Below are 16735 nucleotides of genomic sequence, written 5' to 3' on the forward strand. Positions count from 1 at the left end.
ATGTTACGTAGAAATAAATCCATCGCCTTCAGTGGTTGCAGCAACAGTAGGGATATGGAAATAAGGAAGGAGTAATGAAATGGAGAGAAATGTCTTCTGGGAGCATATCGAACATTCAGGAAGTGAACATTTAAAAATTAGTAAAGATGAAGAGTCCATTACCGCACAAGGAGCGGTCCTTTTCGCAACGAAAGAAGCTATTCATCCTATTACATATAGCATCCTAATGGATCAGAATTGGCTGACCAGACGTGTTGACCTAACAGATGATGGGACTGACCACTCCTTATCCTTATACTCAGATGGGAAAGGGAATTGGTGGACCAGAGATGAGCCTTTATTAAAAATGAAAGGCGCAATCGATGTAGACCTTTCTGTAACGCCATTTTCTAATACATTACCAATCAATCGTTTTAATTGGAATGAAGGACAAGAACGAGAATTGGAAATGGTGTATATAGAAGTCCCCGAATTCACATTAGAAAAAGTGAAGCAGTACTACACCTTCTTAGGGAACGACGGAGACCTAAGAAGGTTTCACTATCACTGCAGGAACTATGAAACAGTGATCACCGTAGATGAGGATGGAATCGTATTAGAATATCCAGGGGTTTTCATGCAGAAGTATTAATCCTTCTGGCTTTGGATATCTTTGCTTATATTCAGTAGAAATACTAGATGGTAAGGTGTATAGAAATAGCACACAAGCAGCAAGACAGGTGAAAGCGATCATGAATAAACTTAAAACCAATCAGCAAAGCAAAAAAGGTAAGATACGTTCAAAAATCGATAGCTTCTTAGAAAGTTGCCTTAGTACAGGATGTCTAATACTCATCATCTTTGCTTCATCTATTACAGGAGTCTTTTTATGGATCATTTAATGTGTGTTCTTATTTGTTTTTTTCAGAACGGTCTCAAAGCTAGATTAGTGTGGGGGGTATATGATTTCCTTATCTGGCATGCTTCCGTTTCTGCTACATATGGCAAAGGAGGTTCGGGAAATTGCGAGACTCCTGCGGCAGGAGGAGCCTAGGGGAGACCCCGCAGGAACGAGGAGGCTTCCCAGCTCGCCGCGGAAAGCGAGTAATTTCCCGAACCACCTTCCTCTCATTCTAAACTATCGGAAGCATATTCCCGTTTTTGCCTGAATGATCAGGAATAAATCCACCCCATTCAGGGAAAACAGAAACCAAGATCATTCGATTAAAGGAGAGGGACCATGGAGGAAAAGAAGACCTATCAACAACGATTAAAAAACTTAAACCCCGCACGTGCCATAGAACGAGGCCGAGCTTATTTCTCTGAAAAAGAATTCGGAGAAAAAGTACGCGCCTACAGCGGCCGCCTAGGAAAGAAAGGCGTATACTACAGCTTGCTTCTTTTCTACGCATTCAAAAATCCTGATACACCGAAGAAGGCGAAGCTAACGATTGCCGGGGCACTTGGATACTTAATTCTACCTGTCGATGCTATCCCCGATTTGATCCCAGCCGTTGGGTTTGCTGATGATAGTGCCGTGATTATTTATGCGGTGTACCAGGTGTTGTCTCATATCAATGACGACGTGCGCGCTCAAGCGAAGGAGCGAGTGAAGAAGCTATTCGGCGACTCGATTGATGTGGATGAGCTTGAGGATCCTAAGGAATCCGACCGACCGGCTGAAGGGTAATCAACAAGACTTTTCTGAGTAGGGTAACTTAGGAAAGTCTTTTTTTGTATGATGGAAGTAGAATGAAATTCGGGAAGGGCGTGGGAATGGTGTTTGAATGGGCATACGTCCCGGACTGGTATGTGTGGATGACGGCGGTTGTAGTCGTATTGTTTATAGCAGCGACCGAGTATTTCTTAAGGTAAGGGACTTTTCCCATCGTGCGTGTTATTGACATTTGGTGAAAATTAATGGTATAGTTTCTAACCATAATATAATAATAACTCTCTCTGACAATAGAGGCGCGAGTATGATGAGTAGCTTTCCGGAGGACAATGGGTCCAGCGAAGGAAAGGGAAAGGCAGATCGCCGAGATAGAGAATAGCCATTCTATTCTTTGTTGGGCTGGTATTGAACAAATGCCAGACTGTCGCAATGCGAAGTTGTGGAGCACTATTGAAGAGATGTTGTACATATCTTCAAGGTCTATTTCTAGAAGAACCGTATGAACATCGCTTCATACGGTTTTTTTGTGTTGCAGAGGAGACAAAAGGAGATTTATAGATGCAAACAGTAGAAGCGAACGTACAGACGGATATGGAAATCGGTGGGGTGAGTACGGATAAGCTAGTTGAAGAATATGGGACGCCACTTATGGTTTATGACGAAGGGAAGATCCGTCAGCATGCTCGAGCATTTCGCGGTGCGTTTAAGTCGAGCGGTCTCAATTTTCAAGTCGCTTATGCGAGTAAAGCGTTCTTGTGTAAAGAGATGGCGCGCTTGGCTAAACAAGAGAAGCTATCTCTTGATGTGGTCTCAGGGGGCGAGCTCTACACAGCGCTTCAAGCAGGTTTTCCGGCAAGTCGCATTCATTTTCACGGCAACAATAAATCAGAAGATGAATTAGCGATGGCGCTTGATGCTGAAATTGGCTGCTTTGTTGTTGATAATTTTCTAGAGGTTGAAATGCTTCATGATCTTGCTAGCAAGCGCGAGCAACACGTGAACATTTTGCTACGAGTAACGCCAGGTGTGGAAGCTCATACGCATGAATACATTATGACGGGGCAGGAAGATTCGAAGTTCGGATTTGGATTATCAAACGGGCAAGCGGAAACAGCGGTCCAAATTGTGACTCGTAAACCTCACTATAACCTGTTAGGCATCCATTCTCATATTGGGTCGCAAATGTTTGAAACGGACGGATTTGACCAGGCGATTCAGATTTTAACTGGATTCGTGTACCAGATGAAAAAGAAATACGGTTTGGAATTACCGGTTCTAAATGTAGGAGGGGGATTTGGCGTTCGATACACAGAAGACGACCAGCCTCTAGCCATTTCTGAATACGTTCAAGCTATTTCAGAAAGTGTGAAAAAGCATTATACCGACCATGAGCTATCCTTCCCTGAAGTATGGATCGAACCAGGTAGAAGTATGGTAGCAGAAGCGGGAACGACGTTGTATAAAGTCGGCTCGAAGAAAATCATCCCGGACCTCCGTACGTATATTACGGTCGATGGAGGCATGACGGATAATATTCGTCCGGCCCTTTATCAGGCAAGGTACCAGGCCATGTTAGCCAATCGTCCCGACGAAGAGGCAACAGAACTCGTGAGCGTAGCCGGGAAGTGTTGTGAATCAGGCGATATGCTGATCTGGGATTTGATGTTGCCACCTACAAATTACGGGGATATTCTCGCTGTGTTCAGTACAGGAGCTTACGGGTATTCGATGGCGAGTAACTATAATCGTATTCCGCGTCCGGCTGTCGTGTTTGCACAAGACGGGGAATCGCGTGTTGTGATTGAGCGGGAGACGTATGATGATTTGGTGAGGAAGGATCAGTAGATGTAAGCCCTTATGTGTTCTCAAGTAAAGTTCGTTATGGTACGCTGTGTTTACCAACTTTTGGATATTTGGTGGTCCAAGTTGGGTATTGAATGAAACAGCGAATACATAAGGGTTTACGGAAGAGCACTCCTTAAAAGTTCTTCATTAATAGTTAATTCAGCTGTTGGTGTAGAATCTGAGGAGAGTAGGGGGCAACTTATGGTACGAAAAGTGAATTTGGTATTGCCGGGTGTAGTGCTCGTTTTATGCTTTTATGACCTATTTATTAACTCTCTAGACTGGCCGATTGAGGTCATTTTTTCCTTGGTGGCATTGATGTTTTTCTTTCTTGGTCTTGAAGAATTAAGAGAAAAGAAGAAACTACGCGGTGGTGTATGTATTTTTACCACCCTCGTTCTTGTAACAGGGGTAGTTGTCGATTTAGTACGAGAAATTATGTAACACTATAGGAAAGCGGCCTCGTCAGGTTTAAAAGACGAGGCCGCTTTTTTCTAGCTTATTATGCGGTTTTTTTAGTAGGATCCTGTTTATCTTCCGATTTATCCACAACCGCAGCTCCAACGATATCGCCGAATACGTTCGAAGCTGTACCTGCCATACCAATCAGAACGTCAACACCTGCAATAAGCGCAACGATCTCAAGTGGAAGGTTAAACATCGTTAAGACAGCTGATAGAGTAACGAGTCCAGCTGCAGGAACGCCTGCTGTCCCGACAGATAGAAGTGTACCGATAACAACGATAGTGAAGAAGTCGCCGACAGACAAGGATAAGTCTGTAATGTTCGCGGCAAACACAATTGACACACCCATGCGCAGGGCGCCGCCATCAGAGTTAAAGACCGCACCGAGCGGAAGTGTGAAGTGAGCGACGCGTTCTGATATGCCAGCTTTCTTCGCCGTATCAATCGCAACTGGTAAAGTAGCGACACTGCTTGAAGTGAAGAACGCCGTCGTATAGGCGTCCTTCGTAGCTGAGAAGAACGGCTTTAACGGATGACCTGATAGCTTCAGGAATGTTGTGTAAACGAGCACCCATAGAAGAGCAACCCCTGCATAAAAGACAGCCGTAAAGCTAAGTAAGGACTGAAGCGTTTCCCAACCTTGGCCGCCAAATGAAGAAGCGCTAATTCCGAAGATCCCAATTGGAGCGTAAAAGAGAACGCCGTTTAAAAGTTTATAGAAGAGTTCATTCAGCGCCTGGAAGAACCGGTCTAACAACTCACCGTAGCCTTTCATCTTCTCTTCACTAGAAAATTTCATCGTCGAGATGGCAATTCCGATAATGACAGATAAGAAAAGAATCGACATAAGATCACCATTCACAAACGGTGCGACGATATTATCAGGAATGATATTCATCAAGACATCGCCAAATGAAGGCGTATCTGGTTTCTCAACCTCTGCGTTTGGAAGCTCCAGATTCTTACCCGGGTCGACTAAGAAAGCCAGTCCTAGTCCAATAAACACCGCTGCTGCCGTCGTGGCGATGTAGTAAAGGATGAGTTTACCGCCCATCCGACCGAGTGTAGGTAAGTTCATCTGATCCACTGCCAACACAACGGTTAGGAAGATGACCGGAATGGCGATGAGTTTTAATAGATTGATTAATAGATCGCCGAGTGGCTTAACTACCGTTGCTTGTTCCCCGATGGCTAAGGCGAGCAGGGTACCTGCAAGAAAACCAATAAACATTTTAAGAACGAAAGATGTTTCTATGTATTTGTTGAAGAGTGATTTCAACGAATTTCCTCCTTCATTTGTATGATAAAAATAAGTAAGATGTCCTTACGAATTTTATCATGGATCGCTTAGAAGAGATAGTTATAAAGAGATAAGGGGACAGGTCCCTTGCCCCGCAATCTATCTGTAACGTTTTCACTTCACATCTCAATAAAAAGGTAAGAGATCCCTCAAATCTATGACCTTTTATAGAAGATATCACAAAGAAACGTCAAAGAATCACATGATCTCTGACGTTTTTGTATGAAAAAGTATTAAAAAGGTAACAGATCCCTCAAATATTAACCTCGCGAAGCGCCAGACCCGTCCCCGCGCTTCAAGACTTGATAAATCTCTCGCTTCCAGCTAAGCATCTCCTCAGATAAAAGCAGCGTCTCTTCGCGAGGCCGATCAAACGGCACCTCAAACTCTTTCTGAACGGTAGCTGGCCGTTCTGATAACACAATCACCCGATCAGACAGGAACAGCGCTTCTTCAATATTATGCGTAACAAATAAAACAGAACGCTTATGCTCGCTCCACAAATCAAGGAGCCACTTTTGCATCTCGAGTCGTGTGAACTCATCGAGTGCGGAGAAAGGTTCGTCCAAACAAATAAGCGGCTGTGGGCTAAGGAGGCTTCTTACAAAAGCGGCCCGTTGCTTCATCCCGCCAGAGAGCTGATGCGGATAGGCGTTCTCATATCCTGACAAACCAGCCTTCTTAAGCATATTCATAGCGGCTTCCCGATCTGGTTCACCAACAATTTCACTCCCAAGCATCACGTTGTCGACAATCGTCCTCCACGGAAAAAGGGAAGGGCTTTGTGGCATGTAGCTAATCGATCCTCTTGTGCCTGTAATGGTATCCCCATCTAATGTAATCTCACCTTGATCGGGCTGATACAGGCCCCCGATCAAATTAAAAAGCGTACTTTTTCCGCTGCCAGAAGGCCCAAGGACGGACACGAACTCCTCGTTTCCGACGCTTAGGTTAATATCGTTTAAAATGAGCTGATTGTCGAAGGACTTTGATACATTTTGTAACGTGAGTTCAGCCATTGGTCTCGACTCCTTTCGTTTTCCAGGCAACGACCCGTTTCTCAATGAGTGTAATCAGAGCAAAGAAAAGTAAGCTCAATAGCATAATCAAGAAGATGGCCACAAAGACGCGATCTGTTCGGAAGGAGGAAGAAGCGAGCGTCATATACACGCCGATTCCTTCCTTTGCCCCTAACCACTCAGAAATTACAGCCCCCATCACACTGTATGTAGCGGAAATCTTTAACCCGGAGAATAACGAAGGCAGCGCGTGCGGCCATTCTAATTTCCAGAACGTCTGTCGCTTTGTTGCGCCCGCCATTTTCGTATAGTGAAGCAGTTCGGTACTTGTTTGCCTCAATCCGTCCATCGTTGAAACGGCGATCGGGAAGAAGCAGACCAGTGTAATGATGATTAGCTTTGGCAACATTCCGAATCCAAACCAAATCACGAGTAATGGGGCAAGCACGATAATCGGGATATTTTGCGAGAAAATAATAAGCGGGTAGAACATGTTGCGAAAGATGGGTATGACGTGAAGCAAGATTGCTACTATAATTCCGACCGAGGACCCAATTAGGAATCCGGTAACGGTTAGGAGAATGGTAGAGTATAAATGGTGGTTGTACACAGACCATCCCGCTATTCCCTCTTCCCATACTTGAGTAGGGGAGGGTATGAGCCACTCAGGGATTTCGAACAATCGACTAGCACTTTCCCATAAAATAAAGAGAAGGATGATGACCAACGTGGGCCGCCATCCTCTTAAGACTACTTGTTTCATTGTGAATACTTCTCCGTTAGAGCGTCCATTGAAGCGCCGCTAGGTTGATAGAGTACTTTCACTTGGGAGATCACATTCAAGCATCCTAGTTCAACCATTCGTTCATTCAACTTTTCAATGATCTGAAACAGCTCAGAGAGTTCCCCTTCCATCGTTGTTTCAAGGGGATGGACCTCGTATTTTACTCCTGACTCTTCAATGATCGAAATCGCTTCGTCCACCATCGGAATCGTTGGTTCTCCGTTTGGGGTCTTTGGGATAATTTGAATACTGACTAATGAATTGGCCATTCTGATCACTCCTCTGGTAAGAATTCGTTCGTAAAGGCTTCATCCGCTTTAAGCTCTTGATCGAGCAAACCGTTTTCATACATCCAATCGGCATAGTTTTGCCATGTGGCTTTTTCCTGAATACCCCACTGCTCGGCGTCATCCTGATATTTCGGGGACAGCCATTCCTGACTGGCTTTAACGAGTTCAGGGTCAAGGTCTGGTACGGCGTCTATTAAAATATCAGCTGATTTCTTTGGTTCATCGATCGCATATTGGTAGCCTTGTGACACAGCTTTCGTGAAGTCTTTAACGAGCTCAGGGTCTTCATCAATATGCTTCTGGTTCGTTGTGAGAACAGGTGTATAGTAATCTAGTTTCTCCGAGTAGTCGGTTAAGTAGATCATATTTAAGTCTTTGCCACGAAGTTCAGCTTCAACGCCTGTCCATCCGTAGTAAATCCACGCGAAATCAACGTCTCGCTCAACGGCTGTGAAGAAGTCGGTGTTACCCATATTCACAATTTCAACCTTCTCCGCATCAGCGTTTTCTTGTTTCATAAGAGATGAGATGACTTCTCTCTCAACAGGCGCACCCCAGCCGCCGTATGTTTTTCCTTCGAAATCTTTTGGTGAGTCTATGTTTTTGTCTTGAGGGGATGCGAACCCTGATGTATTGTGCTGGATAATCGCTGCGATCGACACGACAGGGATATCCTGTACACGCGCCTTCGTCAAAGCTTCTTGAGCACTAATGCCAAAGTCAGCTTTTTCTGAGGCGACGAGCTGATCAGCCCCGGCTTCACCTGGCATAATGATTTCCACGTTCAGGCCTTGCTCTTCGAAATAGCCTTTTTCTTTGGCTACGTATAGCCCGGTGTGGTTCGTGTTTGGTGTCCAATCAAGGACGAGCGTCACGTCTTGTGGAGACTCGCTTTCTTCACCACTTTCCTCGCTCGTGCTCGAGCAAGCAGTTAAGAGGACGAGAAGACAAGTCCAGATCATAAGTTTCTTCAAAATGATTCCTCCCTTTTGTAAGTAGAGCGTTAAGAAACGGTAAGGGACTTTTAGAGAATCGTAGAAAATTTTCCAATAAAAAAAGCACCAGGTACCATACCTAGGGTGCATATCATTAAAAAACGTTAGATATGTTTCCTACGCTGGTCTCAACCAGATCAGGTTCTAAGGGTCCGTCTGTCTACAGGACGTCTCAACCAGTCACACTGGTTCCCCTACATGTTACGTGTTTCTATTAAGTTATGATTAACGCTCTTTCACTTAAGACTTTGCCACAGTTGTTTAAGAATTGCAAGTGGGATCAGGGGACAAAGTGGGATGAGGGGACAGGTACCTTGTCCCGCTTTCCATCTGTGACGTTTACACATCTCATACTAGTAAAAAGGTAAGAGAAACGTTCGATCTCTGACGATTTCATTAGGCTATCTGAGCATAATGTAAGAGATCGCACTAATCTATGACCTTTTATAAAGGAGAAACAAAAAACGGTATTGATAAGGTAATAGATTCTCCATTTATTAACTCTGGAGGAAGCACAAGAACCGTCCGAAACCAGTGAAAAAGTACTTAAATTATCCAAGTTTGTACACTTACATCTAAATACAGATTTAAAAAGAAGCAAATCCACTATACAGTAGGTGACTTGCTTCTTTTGTATAGGTTTTTGACTTTTTCACTCGTCTCGAATCGTCCCGGTTCTTCAGAAATCACTAGTTTTTAGAACGCCAATAAATAAACGTGCATAAAAACAATATTGGAGAAATATATAAAGCGAAATAGTAGGTAAATAAAATATAGATCAATAGGGGAACGGCGGAACTAGCGATGGCTCCGTAAATAGAGTTGTTTTTTTTATTTTTGTAATACAGACCTAAGTTAATAGATAAAAATGAAATAATCCCTAATACTATAATATGTAAAAATATTTCCATTTTAACACTCCTTTTATTTAATATAACATGGAGTATATTTCTGACAAATGTTTAAGTACAAACGTTTACAAGTGAGATGAGGGGACAGGTACCTTGTCCTCCTTCTTAGGAAGTCGCAGATTAACCTCCTCATTGCCATATGAGAACCCGTTGGTTAGGATGGATTTGGATATTTATTTCAAGAAAAAGGGAACGGAGCTTTGCCCGGTGTCGTCTAACGGGGTGAAGAAGGAGGGAAAGCAATGCATGGGGAGCGAGAATGGAATAAGCAACAGTCGAAGCAGGAACTCCTGACTGATTTAATGGAGAGACATGGCGATATGGTGCTTCGGATTGCGTATACATACGCGAAAGACAGGGCGCGAGCAGAAGACCTTGCGCAAGAAGTTTTTATTCGTTGTTACCATTCACTTGATTCATTTGAAGAGCGATCTTCCTATCAGACCTGGCTCTACCGAATTACAGTTAATTACTGCAAAGATTATGTGAGGAGCTGGTCGTTTCGCAACTTGATTCCGAAATCGGTGCTGCCAGAACGGACCGATGAGTTGGGGAGTAACGTGATGAAAGAGGTCATACAAAATGAAGAAAAGAACGTTTTATTCGATCAGGTGCTGAAGCTTTCTATTAAATATCGAGAAGTGGTCATCCTATATTATTACGAAGATCTATCTGTAGATGAAGTAGCGAGTGTCCTTGATTGTAACTCAAATACAGTTAAAAGCAGGCTTCGCCGTGCAAGAGAACGCCTCAAGCATTTAGTAGAAGGGGGAATGATCGTTGAAGAATAATCGGTGGAACTATCCGGAAGAAGTGGAAGGGATGAAATTTAAGAAGAGCAATCAACGAAATGTACTCAATCGATTAGATTCTCCTCCTCGCCCTAAGCGTACTAAACGCTACCTCACTCCTGTGATCACAGCTGTGGCGTTAGTCTTTATTATGTTTGCAAGTATCCTTTATGTCCCGTCTCTTGAACCTGTATTGGCGAAGATCCCGTTTATTAGTCAGTATGTTCAGGATGAGGAAGAACGAAGGGAAGAAGTGGAGAAAGTACTCCAAACTGTAAATGCCTCAGTTAAAGAACAAGGCTACGAGCTTGCTCATTACGTTTCTGATGAAAAGGGTATCGAGCTGTCTGTAAAAGATGAAGAAGTCTCACTTGAAGAGTTGGCCACACAGGTTGAAAATGCGCTTGATGATAAGGGGCTAGGTGGATACAAAGTTGAGGTCGTGCCTACCAAGAAGAGTTCTAGTCAGCCTCTTGAGTTAACAGAAGAAGAGAAGGCAAACGAAGAGGAGAGTAAGAGGATCGAAAAGTCACTAACTGAGCGTTTAGAAAGGGAGGGTTATGAATTAATGTTCCCAGTCTCCGTTCGGATTAATGATCGAGAAGGAATCTATATGAACATTATTGTAACCAAAGAAGAGAGTCGGATGGATCAACTCGAAATGATCGCAAAAGAAGAAGCTGAATCAGTAGACGCTGAACTAAAGCTTGATATCCGCCAAGTAGAGAAGAAAGCCAGGGAGCAAGAAAAGCGGTGGGATGATACTGGTGCACTCAATGATATCGCTGGAGCCCTTGTTGATTCAGGCGAATACCCTGTAACCGGATTTTCCTACTCCTTCCATCCCTATCCTCTAGTCATGAAGGTGAAGACATCGCTTGAGAAAGGATCAGACGAAGCGGCTCAGATCGCTGAGGAGATTCATTCTGAAGTAGAGCAATATATACAGAATGGTGAAGGCACGGAAGCAATCCGAGATGATACGTACAACTTAATGATTTTAGATAAGAATGAAGAGGAGATTGATTAAACGATGACCGCATGCTGCAGTGGGATGAGGGGACAGGTACCTTGTCCCGTCCTCCATCTGTGACGCTTTCACCCAACATGACAATAAAAAGGTAAGAGAGACGTTCGATCTATGACTGTTTCATTAAGATTCATGACCATAAGGTAAGAGATCGCACCAATCAATGACCTTTTATAGAAAAAAAGCACAAAAAACGTCAGAGAAGCACTTGATCTCTGACGTTTTTGCATGAAAAAGCATTGAAAAGGTGATAGAACCCAACATATTAACTTGAGGAGTCGCGAGGACTGTCCCGACGCCTTAACGTGATTTTCTGAAACGGTTCATGGTATTTTATGTTAAAATGGCTTTCAAGAAAAGAGTTTGTGACGGGGCATGGTGTCCAAGGAGTTGTAGCGGGAAGGGTGAACTCATTTTGTTCCAGCAACTTCTATTTGTGATTTTAATTTTTATATTTACTGTTCATAGTTGGTTCGATTACAGAAGAGAAATTCAGAAAGCTAAAGGAGAACAAGAAATAAGGAATGTAGTTGTTCGGTTTCTTTTGGCGATTATTTTATTTATCATATCTATTTTGGTGCTCCTTTTCTAAAGGATCGAGTGTTACTTCAATCAGCAATTCGCCTATTCTTATTAAGGCAACGGGAGGTTAGGTGCAAGGATCATTAATCGCATTGGTTAGAGGTGGGTTTACATTGTTAAAGCTTTTGGAAATTATATTTTCAATCATAGCTGTCTCGCTTGCAGGGTATGGGTTGATTGTAGATCACAGGTTTCAATCCTATATGTTGTTGTCTTTTAGTTTAATGGTGTTGGTGAGTGGATTAATTGAATTTCGAGATGGCAAAAAAGGCAATGGATGGGTCAGAATAGTAATCAGTACATTTATTTTATTTGTATCGGTTCATAGTTTCTTAGAATGAAAGGGTACGATATTCATTAATTTATTTTCTATAACAATCCATTTACTTTGCTAGGTGGATTTAACGGATGTCTTGTTTTAAGTGAGGGGGAGAGTCTACATGAATCGTTATCAAAGCCTGTCATTAATCATTTTAATAGGTAGTCCTTTAGTGTTCTTGATTGTATCCGTTCTTTCTGGACGGTGGGAGTTCTTCTATTGGAGTTTGTCAGCCATTGCCATCGCACTAACATTGTGGAAAGCAGGTTCAAATCCTGAGCAATATACGAAAGACTAAACAAGAGCCAGCCTCCTGCAACGGGAAGCTGGCTCTTTTTCTTATGAATAGATAACTACTCTCTTCCTAAAGATGGTATGTTAAAATGGCTCTGTCAAAGAAGTGGCAATTGCTTCTTTTGGAAGGTACGACATAAATAGAAACGGGATCGGAGGATCATACATATGGAAACCATTCGATGGGGGATTATTGGCTGCGGCGATGTGACTGAGGTGAAAAGTGGACCAGGCTTTCAGTTAGCGGACAATAGTTCACTCGTGGCTGTTATGAGGCGGAACGGAGAGCTTGCGAAAGATTACGCGGAGCGCCACAATGTGCCAAAGTGGTACGACAAAGCAGAGGACCTTGTCCATGATTCAGAAGTGGATGCGGTGTACATCGCCACACCACCAGGCTCTCATAAAGAGTACACAGAAATGGTAGCAAAGGCAGGGAAACCTGTATACGTCGAGAAGCCAATGGCACTGAACACAGAAGAGTGCCAGGCTATGATTGACGTTTGCGAGGAACACGATGTGCCTTTATACGTTGCCTATTATCGTCGCCGATTGCCACGTTTTCTCAAAGTGAAAGAGCTGCTCGATGAGGGCGCGATTGGTGACGTTCGTTTTGTGACGATGGAGCAGACGCAACGGCTATTAGAGAAAGATGAAAATGGAGAATGGCCATGGAGAGTGCGTCCTGAAGTGAGCGGCGGAGGTTTATTTTATGACGTTGCTTCTCATACGCTCGACCTCTTTGATTACTTGCTTGGACCGATTGAAGATGTGAAAGGGTATGCAGACAATCTTTCGGACTCTTATCCTGCTGAAGATAGCGTAAGTGGTAGTTTCCGATTTGAAAATGGCGTGATGGGGACGGGCGTATGGAACTTCTCTTCCTATAAGAATGAAGATCGGAACCGAATCGTCGGGACAAAAGGGGAACTTATTTTCTCAACATTTGATGAAGTCCCGGTCACGTTAATCAACCAACTCGGAACAGAAGAATTTCTTATCGATCGCCCAAGTCCGATTCAACAGCACCTGATCCAAACGATCGTCGATGAACTATTAGGAAAAGGGGAGTCGCCGAGCACGGGACATTCAGCGTTACGCACGAACCGGGTTATGGATGATATGGTTCGAGAGTACTACAAAAGGTAAAGGGGGAGAAAAATATGAATAGAAAACTTAGAGTCGGGATCATTGGCGCAGGTGGCATTGCCAGAAGTGCTCATATTCCAAATTATCAAAACTACAGCGATGGGGTAGAAGTCGTTGCGGTAGCGAATCACAATAAAGATAAGGCTGAGGACTGTGCGCATGAATTCTCGATTCACCATGCATACGAAGACTACAGGGACATGCTTCGTGAAATGGAGCTAGACGCCGTTAGTATTTGTACACCGAACGCGTTTCACGCTGAGCAAGCGATCGACTCGATGCAGTCAGGATGCCACGTTCTATGTGAGAAGCCACCGGCGATTTCAGCGAGTGATGCAGAAAGAATGGAAGAAGTGGCGAATCAGACAGGGAAGCATCTCATGTACGGATTCCACTTTCGATTTCGTTCTGAAGTAGAAGCGGTGAAGCGTTTTGCAGATGAAGGTGAAATGGGAGAGATCTACGCAGCTGAAGCCAAATGGAACAGAAGGCGCGGTATTCCAGGCTGGGGCGTTTTTACGAATAAAGAACTTCAAGGTGGAGGAACGTTAATCGACAATGGGATTCATATGCTAGATGCGGCTCTTTATTTGATGGGATATCCTGAGCCGAAAACCGTGCTCGGCGTTACGTACGATAAGATTGGGAAACGTCCAGGCGTTGGGCTACTTGGCGAGTGGGATCATGAGAATTTCTCAGTTGAAGACATGGCTCGCGGCATGATTACATTCCAAAACGGTGCCTCCCTCTTATTTGAATCCTCATTTGCGGCCAACATTGCAGAGAAAGATGCGAGGGTTCTGAAAGTAATGGGGGATGAGGGCGGAGCTGACGTGTTCCCGCTGAATATGTATCAGGAGAAGCACGGGACGCTTCTTGATTTTAAGCCTGCTTATTTGAAAGAGAGTAATGCCCATCAGAAACAAGTGCATCATTTCCTTGATTGTATCTTGAAAGGAGAAGAACCCATTTCTCTCCCTGACCAAGGAACCCTTGTTCAAAGGATCGTGGAGGCATTATACGAATCTGCTTCAACAGGAGAGGCTGTTAAGGTATAAAAAAAGTGTTTGTGCTTCGGCACAAGCGCTTTTTTTTATGTTCTTATGTTCCTTAACATCTCTTTCTGAAAAGATTAATTGATGTACTAACATAATTAAATGAGGCGATATAGCATCTTTTTTTTCTCTATAAAAAGAAAGAGGTTTTAAATTCCAAAAAAGATGGAATTGTAGAAAATACCTTTGAACATACGACAGAATAGGTAATTTTAGGATACTCTAAAGGCGATTTTTTACAAGGACTATAAAAAGAATGAGGAAAAGGAGGGGACAAGATGAATTATACTGGGATACTATTTGTTCTCACTTCAGCGGTTTTGTGGGGGATTACAGGTGGTGTTGGAGATATATTAATGAACAAAGGCTGGGGGCCTGCGACAATTGCCTTTTATCGAGGGTTTGTCGGGTTTATTTTCTTTACATGTTGGTACTTATTTAGACGCAAAAAAATTAAGATAAAAAATAATAATCCTCATTTCTACTCATGGGCAGCATTGGCTGGAATAGGCGTAGCGGGGAATTTCACGTTCTACTTCCTAGCTATTGAGTCAGCTGGCATCCCGATAGCAGCGACGTTAATGTATACAGCACCAATCTTTGTGTTGCTTGTTTCCTTTTTACTGGGAATTGAACGATCTTCACTATTTAAATGGGCAAGTATAGCGTTTGTTCTAGTTGGAGTGATCTTATTAACAGGGGCTTACAGCTCAGGGACGGAAGTTTCGTTTATGGGGATAGTTGCTGGTCTTGGTGCGGGGATTTCTTACGCCTTCTTTATATTTGGGTTTAAGAAAGCCGCTAAATTAGGCAGCCCTCAAGCTACATTAACCATCGCGTTCTTCGCCTTTATTCTTGTCATGTTGCTACGGATCAACTTTGGTGAGGCCATTTCAGTCGTGAGCTCAAATGATATCGGATGGTTTATTGTGTTAGGGATTATTGGCGCTGGACTATCCTTTATCCTTTATGTACGCGGAGTTAAACGAACAGCTCCCTCTACAGCTTCGATCATCGCCATGGTGGAACCAGTCACAGCCTCTTTATTCGGAATCATGCTACTTGGAAATAGCTTAACGCTCATGCAGTATGCAGGAATGGGGCTGATTTTAGCCACGATTACTGTCTTAAGTGTGAAACAGTCTTCCTAGAAAAAGGTTGCCGTTATGGAATGAGAGGGCGAAGCATAGACTGAAAACAGATTGACAGAATGTTCGGTAAACGCTTACAATTTAAGGTAGCTAGTAGTCAATCGTTTTAGTTTACAGGGAATTTAGGTGAAGTGAATGAGTCCAAAGATTCCAATTGGGAAGTTAGCTTTATTGGTATCCTCCATGACAGAAGAAGAACTCGAGCCATTCTCTGATCAGTTAAAAGATGTCGATTATTGCACAGGGAAAGCCGGCTCCATGAATATGCAAAAAATTATCGCTGCCGTGGAAACAGCAGCGAAACGAAATCATATTATAGTAGAGGACGTTTACCGCGAGACCCACGCTCTTTATCATGCGATTCTAGAAGCTCTAAATGGAGTCATGCGCGGACAAATTGGAGCAGGAGATATGATGCGAACAGTCGGATTGAAGTTCGCCATCGTAAGAGGCTCTCCTTATGAAGATTTAGAAGAAGGCGAATGGATTGCAGTTGCCTTTTACGGTACAATCGGCGCACCTGTAAAAGGGCTCGAGCACGAAGCATTTGGCCTTGGTATTAATCATATTGGATAAATGCGTTGCCTATAGTCATTAGTTATGAGGAGGCGACAATGGTATTTCTATGCCATTGTCGCCTCTTTTTGTTTGGAAAATGGTTAAGTATGGAGAGGTTTTGCAGGGCTTGAGCCGGTTTTCGGAAAACATGAGCCGTTTCGAGGTAGACATGAGTCGCTTATGCCTAACATGAGCCAGTTCTCGCCCTGGCCAGATGCGCTAGCTCGTGCTTGAGCCGGTTTTTGAAAAACATGAGCCAGAACGAGCGGTCTTGAGCCACAAACCTTGAACTTGAGCCGATCGCGGTCAAGTAGAGCCGCTTTTTTCACGTCTTGAGCCAGTTTCAAGAAAACATGAGCCGCTTCGAGGTAGACATGAGTCACTTATGCCTAACATGAGCCAGTTCTCGCCCTGGCCAGATGCGGTAGCTCGTGCTTGAGCCGGTTTTTGAAAAACTTGAGCCAGAATGAGCGGTCTTGAGCCACAAACCTTGAACTTGAGCCGATCCCGGCCAAGTAGAGCCGCTTTTTTCAAGACTTGAGC

At 43.7% G+C, this 16735-nt stretch carries 18 protein-coding genes and 2 riboswitches; of the genes, 13 read left to right on the forward strand and 5 right to left on the reverse strand.

Annotated features, from left to right (window positions below):
* The first annotated feature begins 79 nt into the window (after positions 1-79).
* The 5 genes from N780_RS15785 (at position 80) to N780_RS15800 (ending at position 3943) form a co-directional block, all read left to right on the forward strand.
* Positions 80-631 carry a putative glycolipid-binding domain-containing protein gene (locus N780_RS15785; RefSeq protein WP_036786359.1) on the forward strand — a complete coding sequence of 184 codons (552 nt, stop codon included), beginning with the start codon at positions 80-82 and terminating at the stop codon, positions 629-631.
* A 588-nt stretch (positions 632-1219) separates the two neighbouring features.
* A complete protein-coding gene (locus tag N780_RS15790) occupies positions 1220-1669 on the forward strand; it encodes a YkvA family protein (RefSeq protein WP_036786361.1) in 450 nt (149 codons plus the stop codon).
* A gap of 62 nt (positions 1670-1731) precedes the next feature.
* Complete coding sequence (locus N780_RS20300) at positions 1732-1854, forward strand: hypothetical protein (protein ID WP_269746719.1); 123 nt, start codon at positions 1732-1734, stop codon at positions 1852-1854.
* Positions 1855-1937: 83 nt separating this feature from the next.
* Positions 1938-2112: riboswitch (Lysine riboswitch) on the forward strand.
* Positions 2113-2212: 100 nt separating this feature from the next.
* The gene (gene lysA, locus N780_RS15795) at positions 2213-3499 is read left to right on the forward strand and encodes a diaminopimelate decarboxylase (RefSeq protein ID WP_036786363.1); all 1287 of its coding nucleotides are present in this window, start codon (positions 2213-2215) and stop codon (positions 3497-3499) included.
* Between the two features lie 201 nt (positions 3500-3700).
* On the forward strand, positions 3701-3943 hold the full coding sequence (locus N780_RS15800; RefSeq protein ID WP_036786365.1) for a hypothetical protein: 243 nt from the start codon (positions 3701-3703) through the stop codon (positions 3941-3943).
* Positions 3944-4001: 58 nt separating this feature from the next.
* Here N780_RS15800 and N780_RS15805 read toward each other — a convergent pair whose 3' ends face one another.
* The 5 genes from N780_RS15805 to N780_RS15825 all read right to left on the reverse strand — a co-directional run bounded on the left by N780_RS15805 (position 4002) and on the right by N780_RS15825 (position 8331).
* Positions 4002-5243, reverse strand: coding sequence for a dicarboxylate/amino acid:cation symporter (locus N780_RS15805; RefSeq protein ID WP_232299554.1), 1242 nt, complete (start codon positions 5241-5243; stop codon positions 4002-4004).
* Between the two features lie 281 nt (positions 5244-5524).
* Positions 5525-6283, reverse strand: coding sequence for an ABC transporter ATP-binding protein (locus N780_RS15810; RefSeq protein WP_036786367.1), 759 nt, complete (start codon positions 6281-6283; stop codon positions 5525-5527).
* Complete coding sequence (locus N780_RS15815; protein ID WP_036786369.1) at positions 6276-7046, reverse strand: ABC transporter permease; 771 nt, start codon at positions 7044-7046, stop codon at positions 6276-6278. Before N780_RS15815 ends, N780_RS15810 begins: the two co-directional genes overlap by 8 nt.
* Positions 7043-7336 (reverse strand): thiamine-binding protein, encoded by a 294-nt coding sequence (locus N780_RS15820; RefSeq protein ID WP_036786371.1) that lies wholly within the window; start codon positions 7334-7336, stop codon positions 7043-7045. Before N780_RS15820 ends, N780_RS15815 begins: the two co-directional genes overlap by 4 nt.
* Before the next feature lie 5 nt (positions 7337-7341).
* Complete coding sequence (locus N780_RS15825) at positions 7342-8331, reverse strand: ABC transporter substrate-binding protein (protein WP_036786373.1); 990 nt, start codon at positions 8329-8331, stop codon at positions 7342-7344.
* Between the two features lie 118 nt (positions 8332-8449).
* Positions 8450-8558, reverse strand: a riboswitch (TPP riboswitch).
* 947 nt (positions 8559-9505) lie between these two features.
* Between N780_RS15825 and N780_RS15830 the strand changes: the two genes are divergently transcribed.
* The 8 genes from N780_RS15830 (at position 9506) to hutP (ending at position 16210) form a co-directional block, all read left to right on the forward strand.
* Positions 9506-10054, forward strand: coding sequence for a sigma-70 family RNA polymerase sigma factor (locus tag N780_RS15830; RefSeq protein WP_036786375.1), 549 nt, complete (start codon positions 9506-9508; stop codon positions 10052-10054).
* Positions 10044-11084 carry a DUF4179 domain-containing protein gene (locus N780_RS15835; protein ID WP_036786376.1) on the forward strand — a complete coding sequence of 347 codons (1041 nt, stop codon included), beginning with the start codon at positions 10044-10046 and terminating at the stop codon, positions 11082-11084. The genes N780_RS15830 and N780_RS15835 overlap by 11 nt, the downstream gene beginning before the upstream one ends.
* A gap of 653 nt (positions 11085-11737) precedes the next feature.
* Positions 11738-12007: a DUF3953 domain-containing protein gene (locus N780_RS15840; RefSeq protein WP_232299555.1), complete on the forward strand. Its 270-nt coding sequence runs from the start codon at positions 11738-11740 to the stop codon at positions 12005-12007.
* A gap of 99 nt (positions 12008-12106) precedes the next feature.
* Positions 12107-12283: a hypothetical protein gene (locus tag N780_RS19955; RefSeq protein ID WP_156969208.1), complete on the forward strand. Its 177-nt coding sequence runs from the start codon at positions 12107-12109 to the stop codon at positions 12281-12283.
* A gap of 164 nt (positions 12284-12447) precedes the next feature.
* Positions 12448-13428 carry a Gfo/Idh/MocA family protein gene (locus N780_RS15845; RefSeq protein ID WP_036786378.1) on the forward strand — a complete coding sequence of 327 codons (981 nt, stop codon included), beginning with the start codon at positions 12448-12450 and terminating at the stop codon, positions 13426-13428.
* A 14-nt stretch (positions 13429-13442) separates the two neighbouring features.
* On the forward strand, positions 13443-14486 hold the full coding sequence (locus N780_RS15850; RefSeq protein ID WP_036786380.1) for a Gfo/Idh/MocA family protein: 1044 nt from the start codon (positions 13443-13445) through the stop codon (positions 14484-14486).
* Between the two features lie 275 nt (positions 14487-14761).
* Entirely contained in the window at positions 14762-15634 is an 873-nt protein-coding gene (locus tag N780_RS15855; RefSeq protein ID WP_036786382.1) for a DMT family transporter, read from the forward strand.
* Positions 15635-15769: 135 nt separating this feature from the next.
* Positions 15770-16210 (forward strand): histidine utilization transcription antiterminator HutP, encoded by a 441-nt coding sequence (gene hutP, locus N780_RS15860; protein ID WP_036786384.1) that lies wholly within the window; start codon positions 15770-15772, stop codon positions 16208-16210.
* Positions 16211-16735 lie beyond the last annotated feature (525 nt).

The organism is Pontibacillus chungwhensis BH030062 (assembly GCF_000770675.1).
GTDB lineage: Bacteria > Bacillota > Bacilli > Bacillales > BH030062 > Pontibacillus > Pontibacillus chungwhensis.

What these genes read in the sequence shown, in the direction of transcription:
- N780_RS15785 (WP_036786359.1), top strand. Translation starts at nt 80, where the DNA reads ATGGAGAGAAATGTCTTCTGGGAGCATATCGAACATTCAGGAAGTGAA.
- N780_RS15790 (WP_036786361.1), top strand. Translation starts at nt 1,220, where the DNA reads ATGGAGGAAAAGAAGACCTATCAACAACGATTAAAAAACTTAAACCCC.
- N780_RS20300 (WP_269746719.1), top strand. Translation starts at nt 1,732, where the DNA reads ATGAAATTCGGGAAGGGCGTGGGAATGGTGTTTGAATGGGCATACGTC.
- lysA (WP_036786363.1), top strand. Translation starts at nt 2,213, where the DNA reads ATGCAAACAGTAGAAGCGAACGTACAGACGGATATGGAAATCGGTGGG.
- N780_RS15800 (WP_036786365.1), top strand. Translation starts at nt 3,701, where the DNA reads ATGGTACGAAAAGTGAATTTGGTATTGCCGGGTGTAGTGCTCGTTTTA.
- N780_RS15810 (WP_036786367.1), bottom strand. Translation starts at nt 6,283, where the DNA reads ATGGCTGAACTCACGTTACAAAATGTATCAAAGTCCTTCGACAATCAG.
- N780_RS15815 (WP_036786369.1), bottom strand. Translation starts at nt 7,046, where the DNA reads ATGAAACAAGTAGTCTTAAGAGGATGGCGGCCCACGTTGGTCATCATC.
- N780_RS15820 (WP_036786371.1), bottom strand. Translation starts at nt 7,336, where the DNA reads ATGGCCAATTCATTAGTCAGTATTCAAATTATCCCAAAGACCCCAAAC.
- N780_RS15830 (WP_036786375.1), top strand. Translation starts at nt 9,506, where the DNA reads ATGCATGGGGAGCGAGAATGGAATAAGCAACAGTCGAAGCAGGAACTC.
- N780_RS19955 (WP_156969208.1), top strand. Translation starts at nt 12,107, where the DNA reads ATGAATCGTTATCAAAGCCTGTCATTAATCATTTTAATAGGTAGTCCT.
- N780_RS15845 (WP_036786378.1), top strand. Translation starts at nt 12,448, where the DNA reads ATGGAAACCATTCGATGGGGGATTATTGGCTGCGGCGATGTGACTGAG.
- N780_RS15850 (WP_036786380.1), top strand. Translation starts at nt 13,443, where the DNA reads ATGAATAGAAAACTTAGAGTCGGGATCATTGGCGCAGGTGGCATTGCC.
- N780_RS15855 (WP_036786382.1), top strand. Translation starts at nt 14,762, where the DNA reads ATGAATTATACTGGGATACTATTTGTTCTCACTTCAGCGGTTTTGTGG.
- hutP (WP_036786384.1), top strand. Translation starts at nt 15,770, where the DNA reads ATGAGTCCAAAGATTCCAATTGGGAAGTTAGCTTTATTGGTATCCTCC.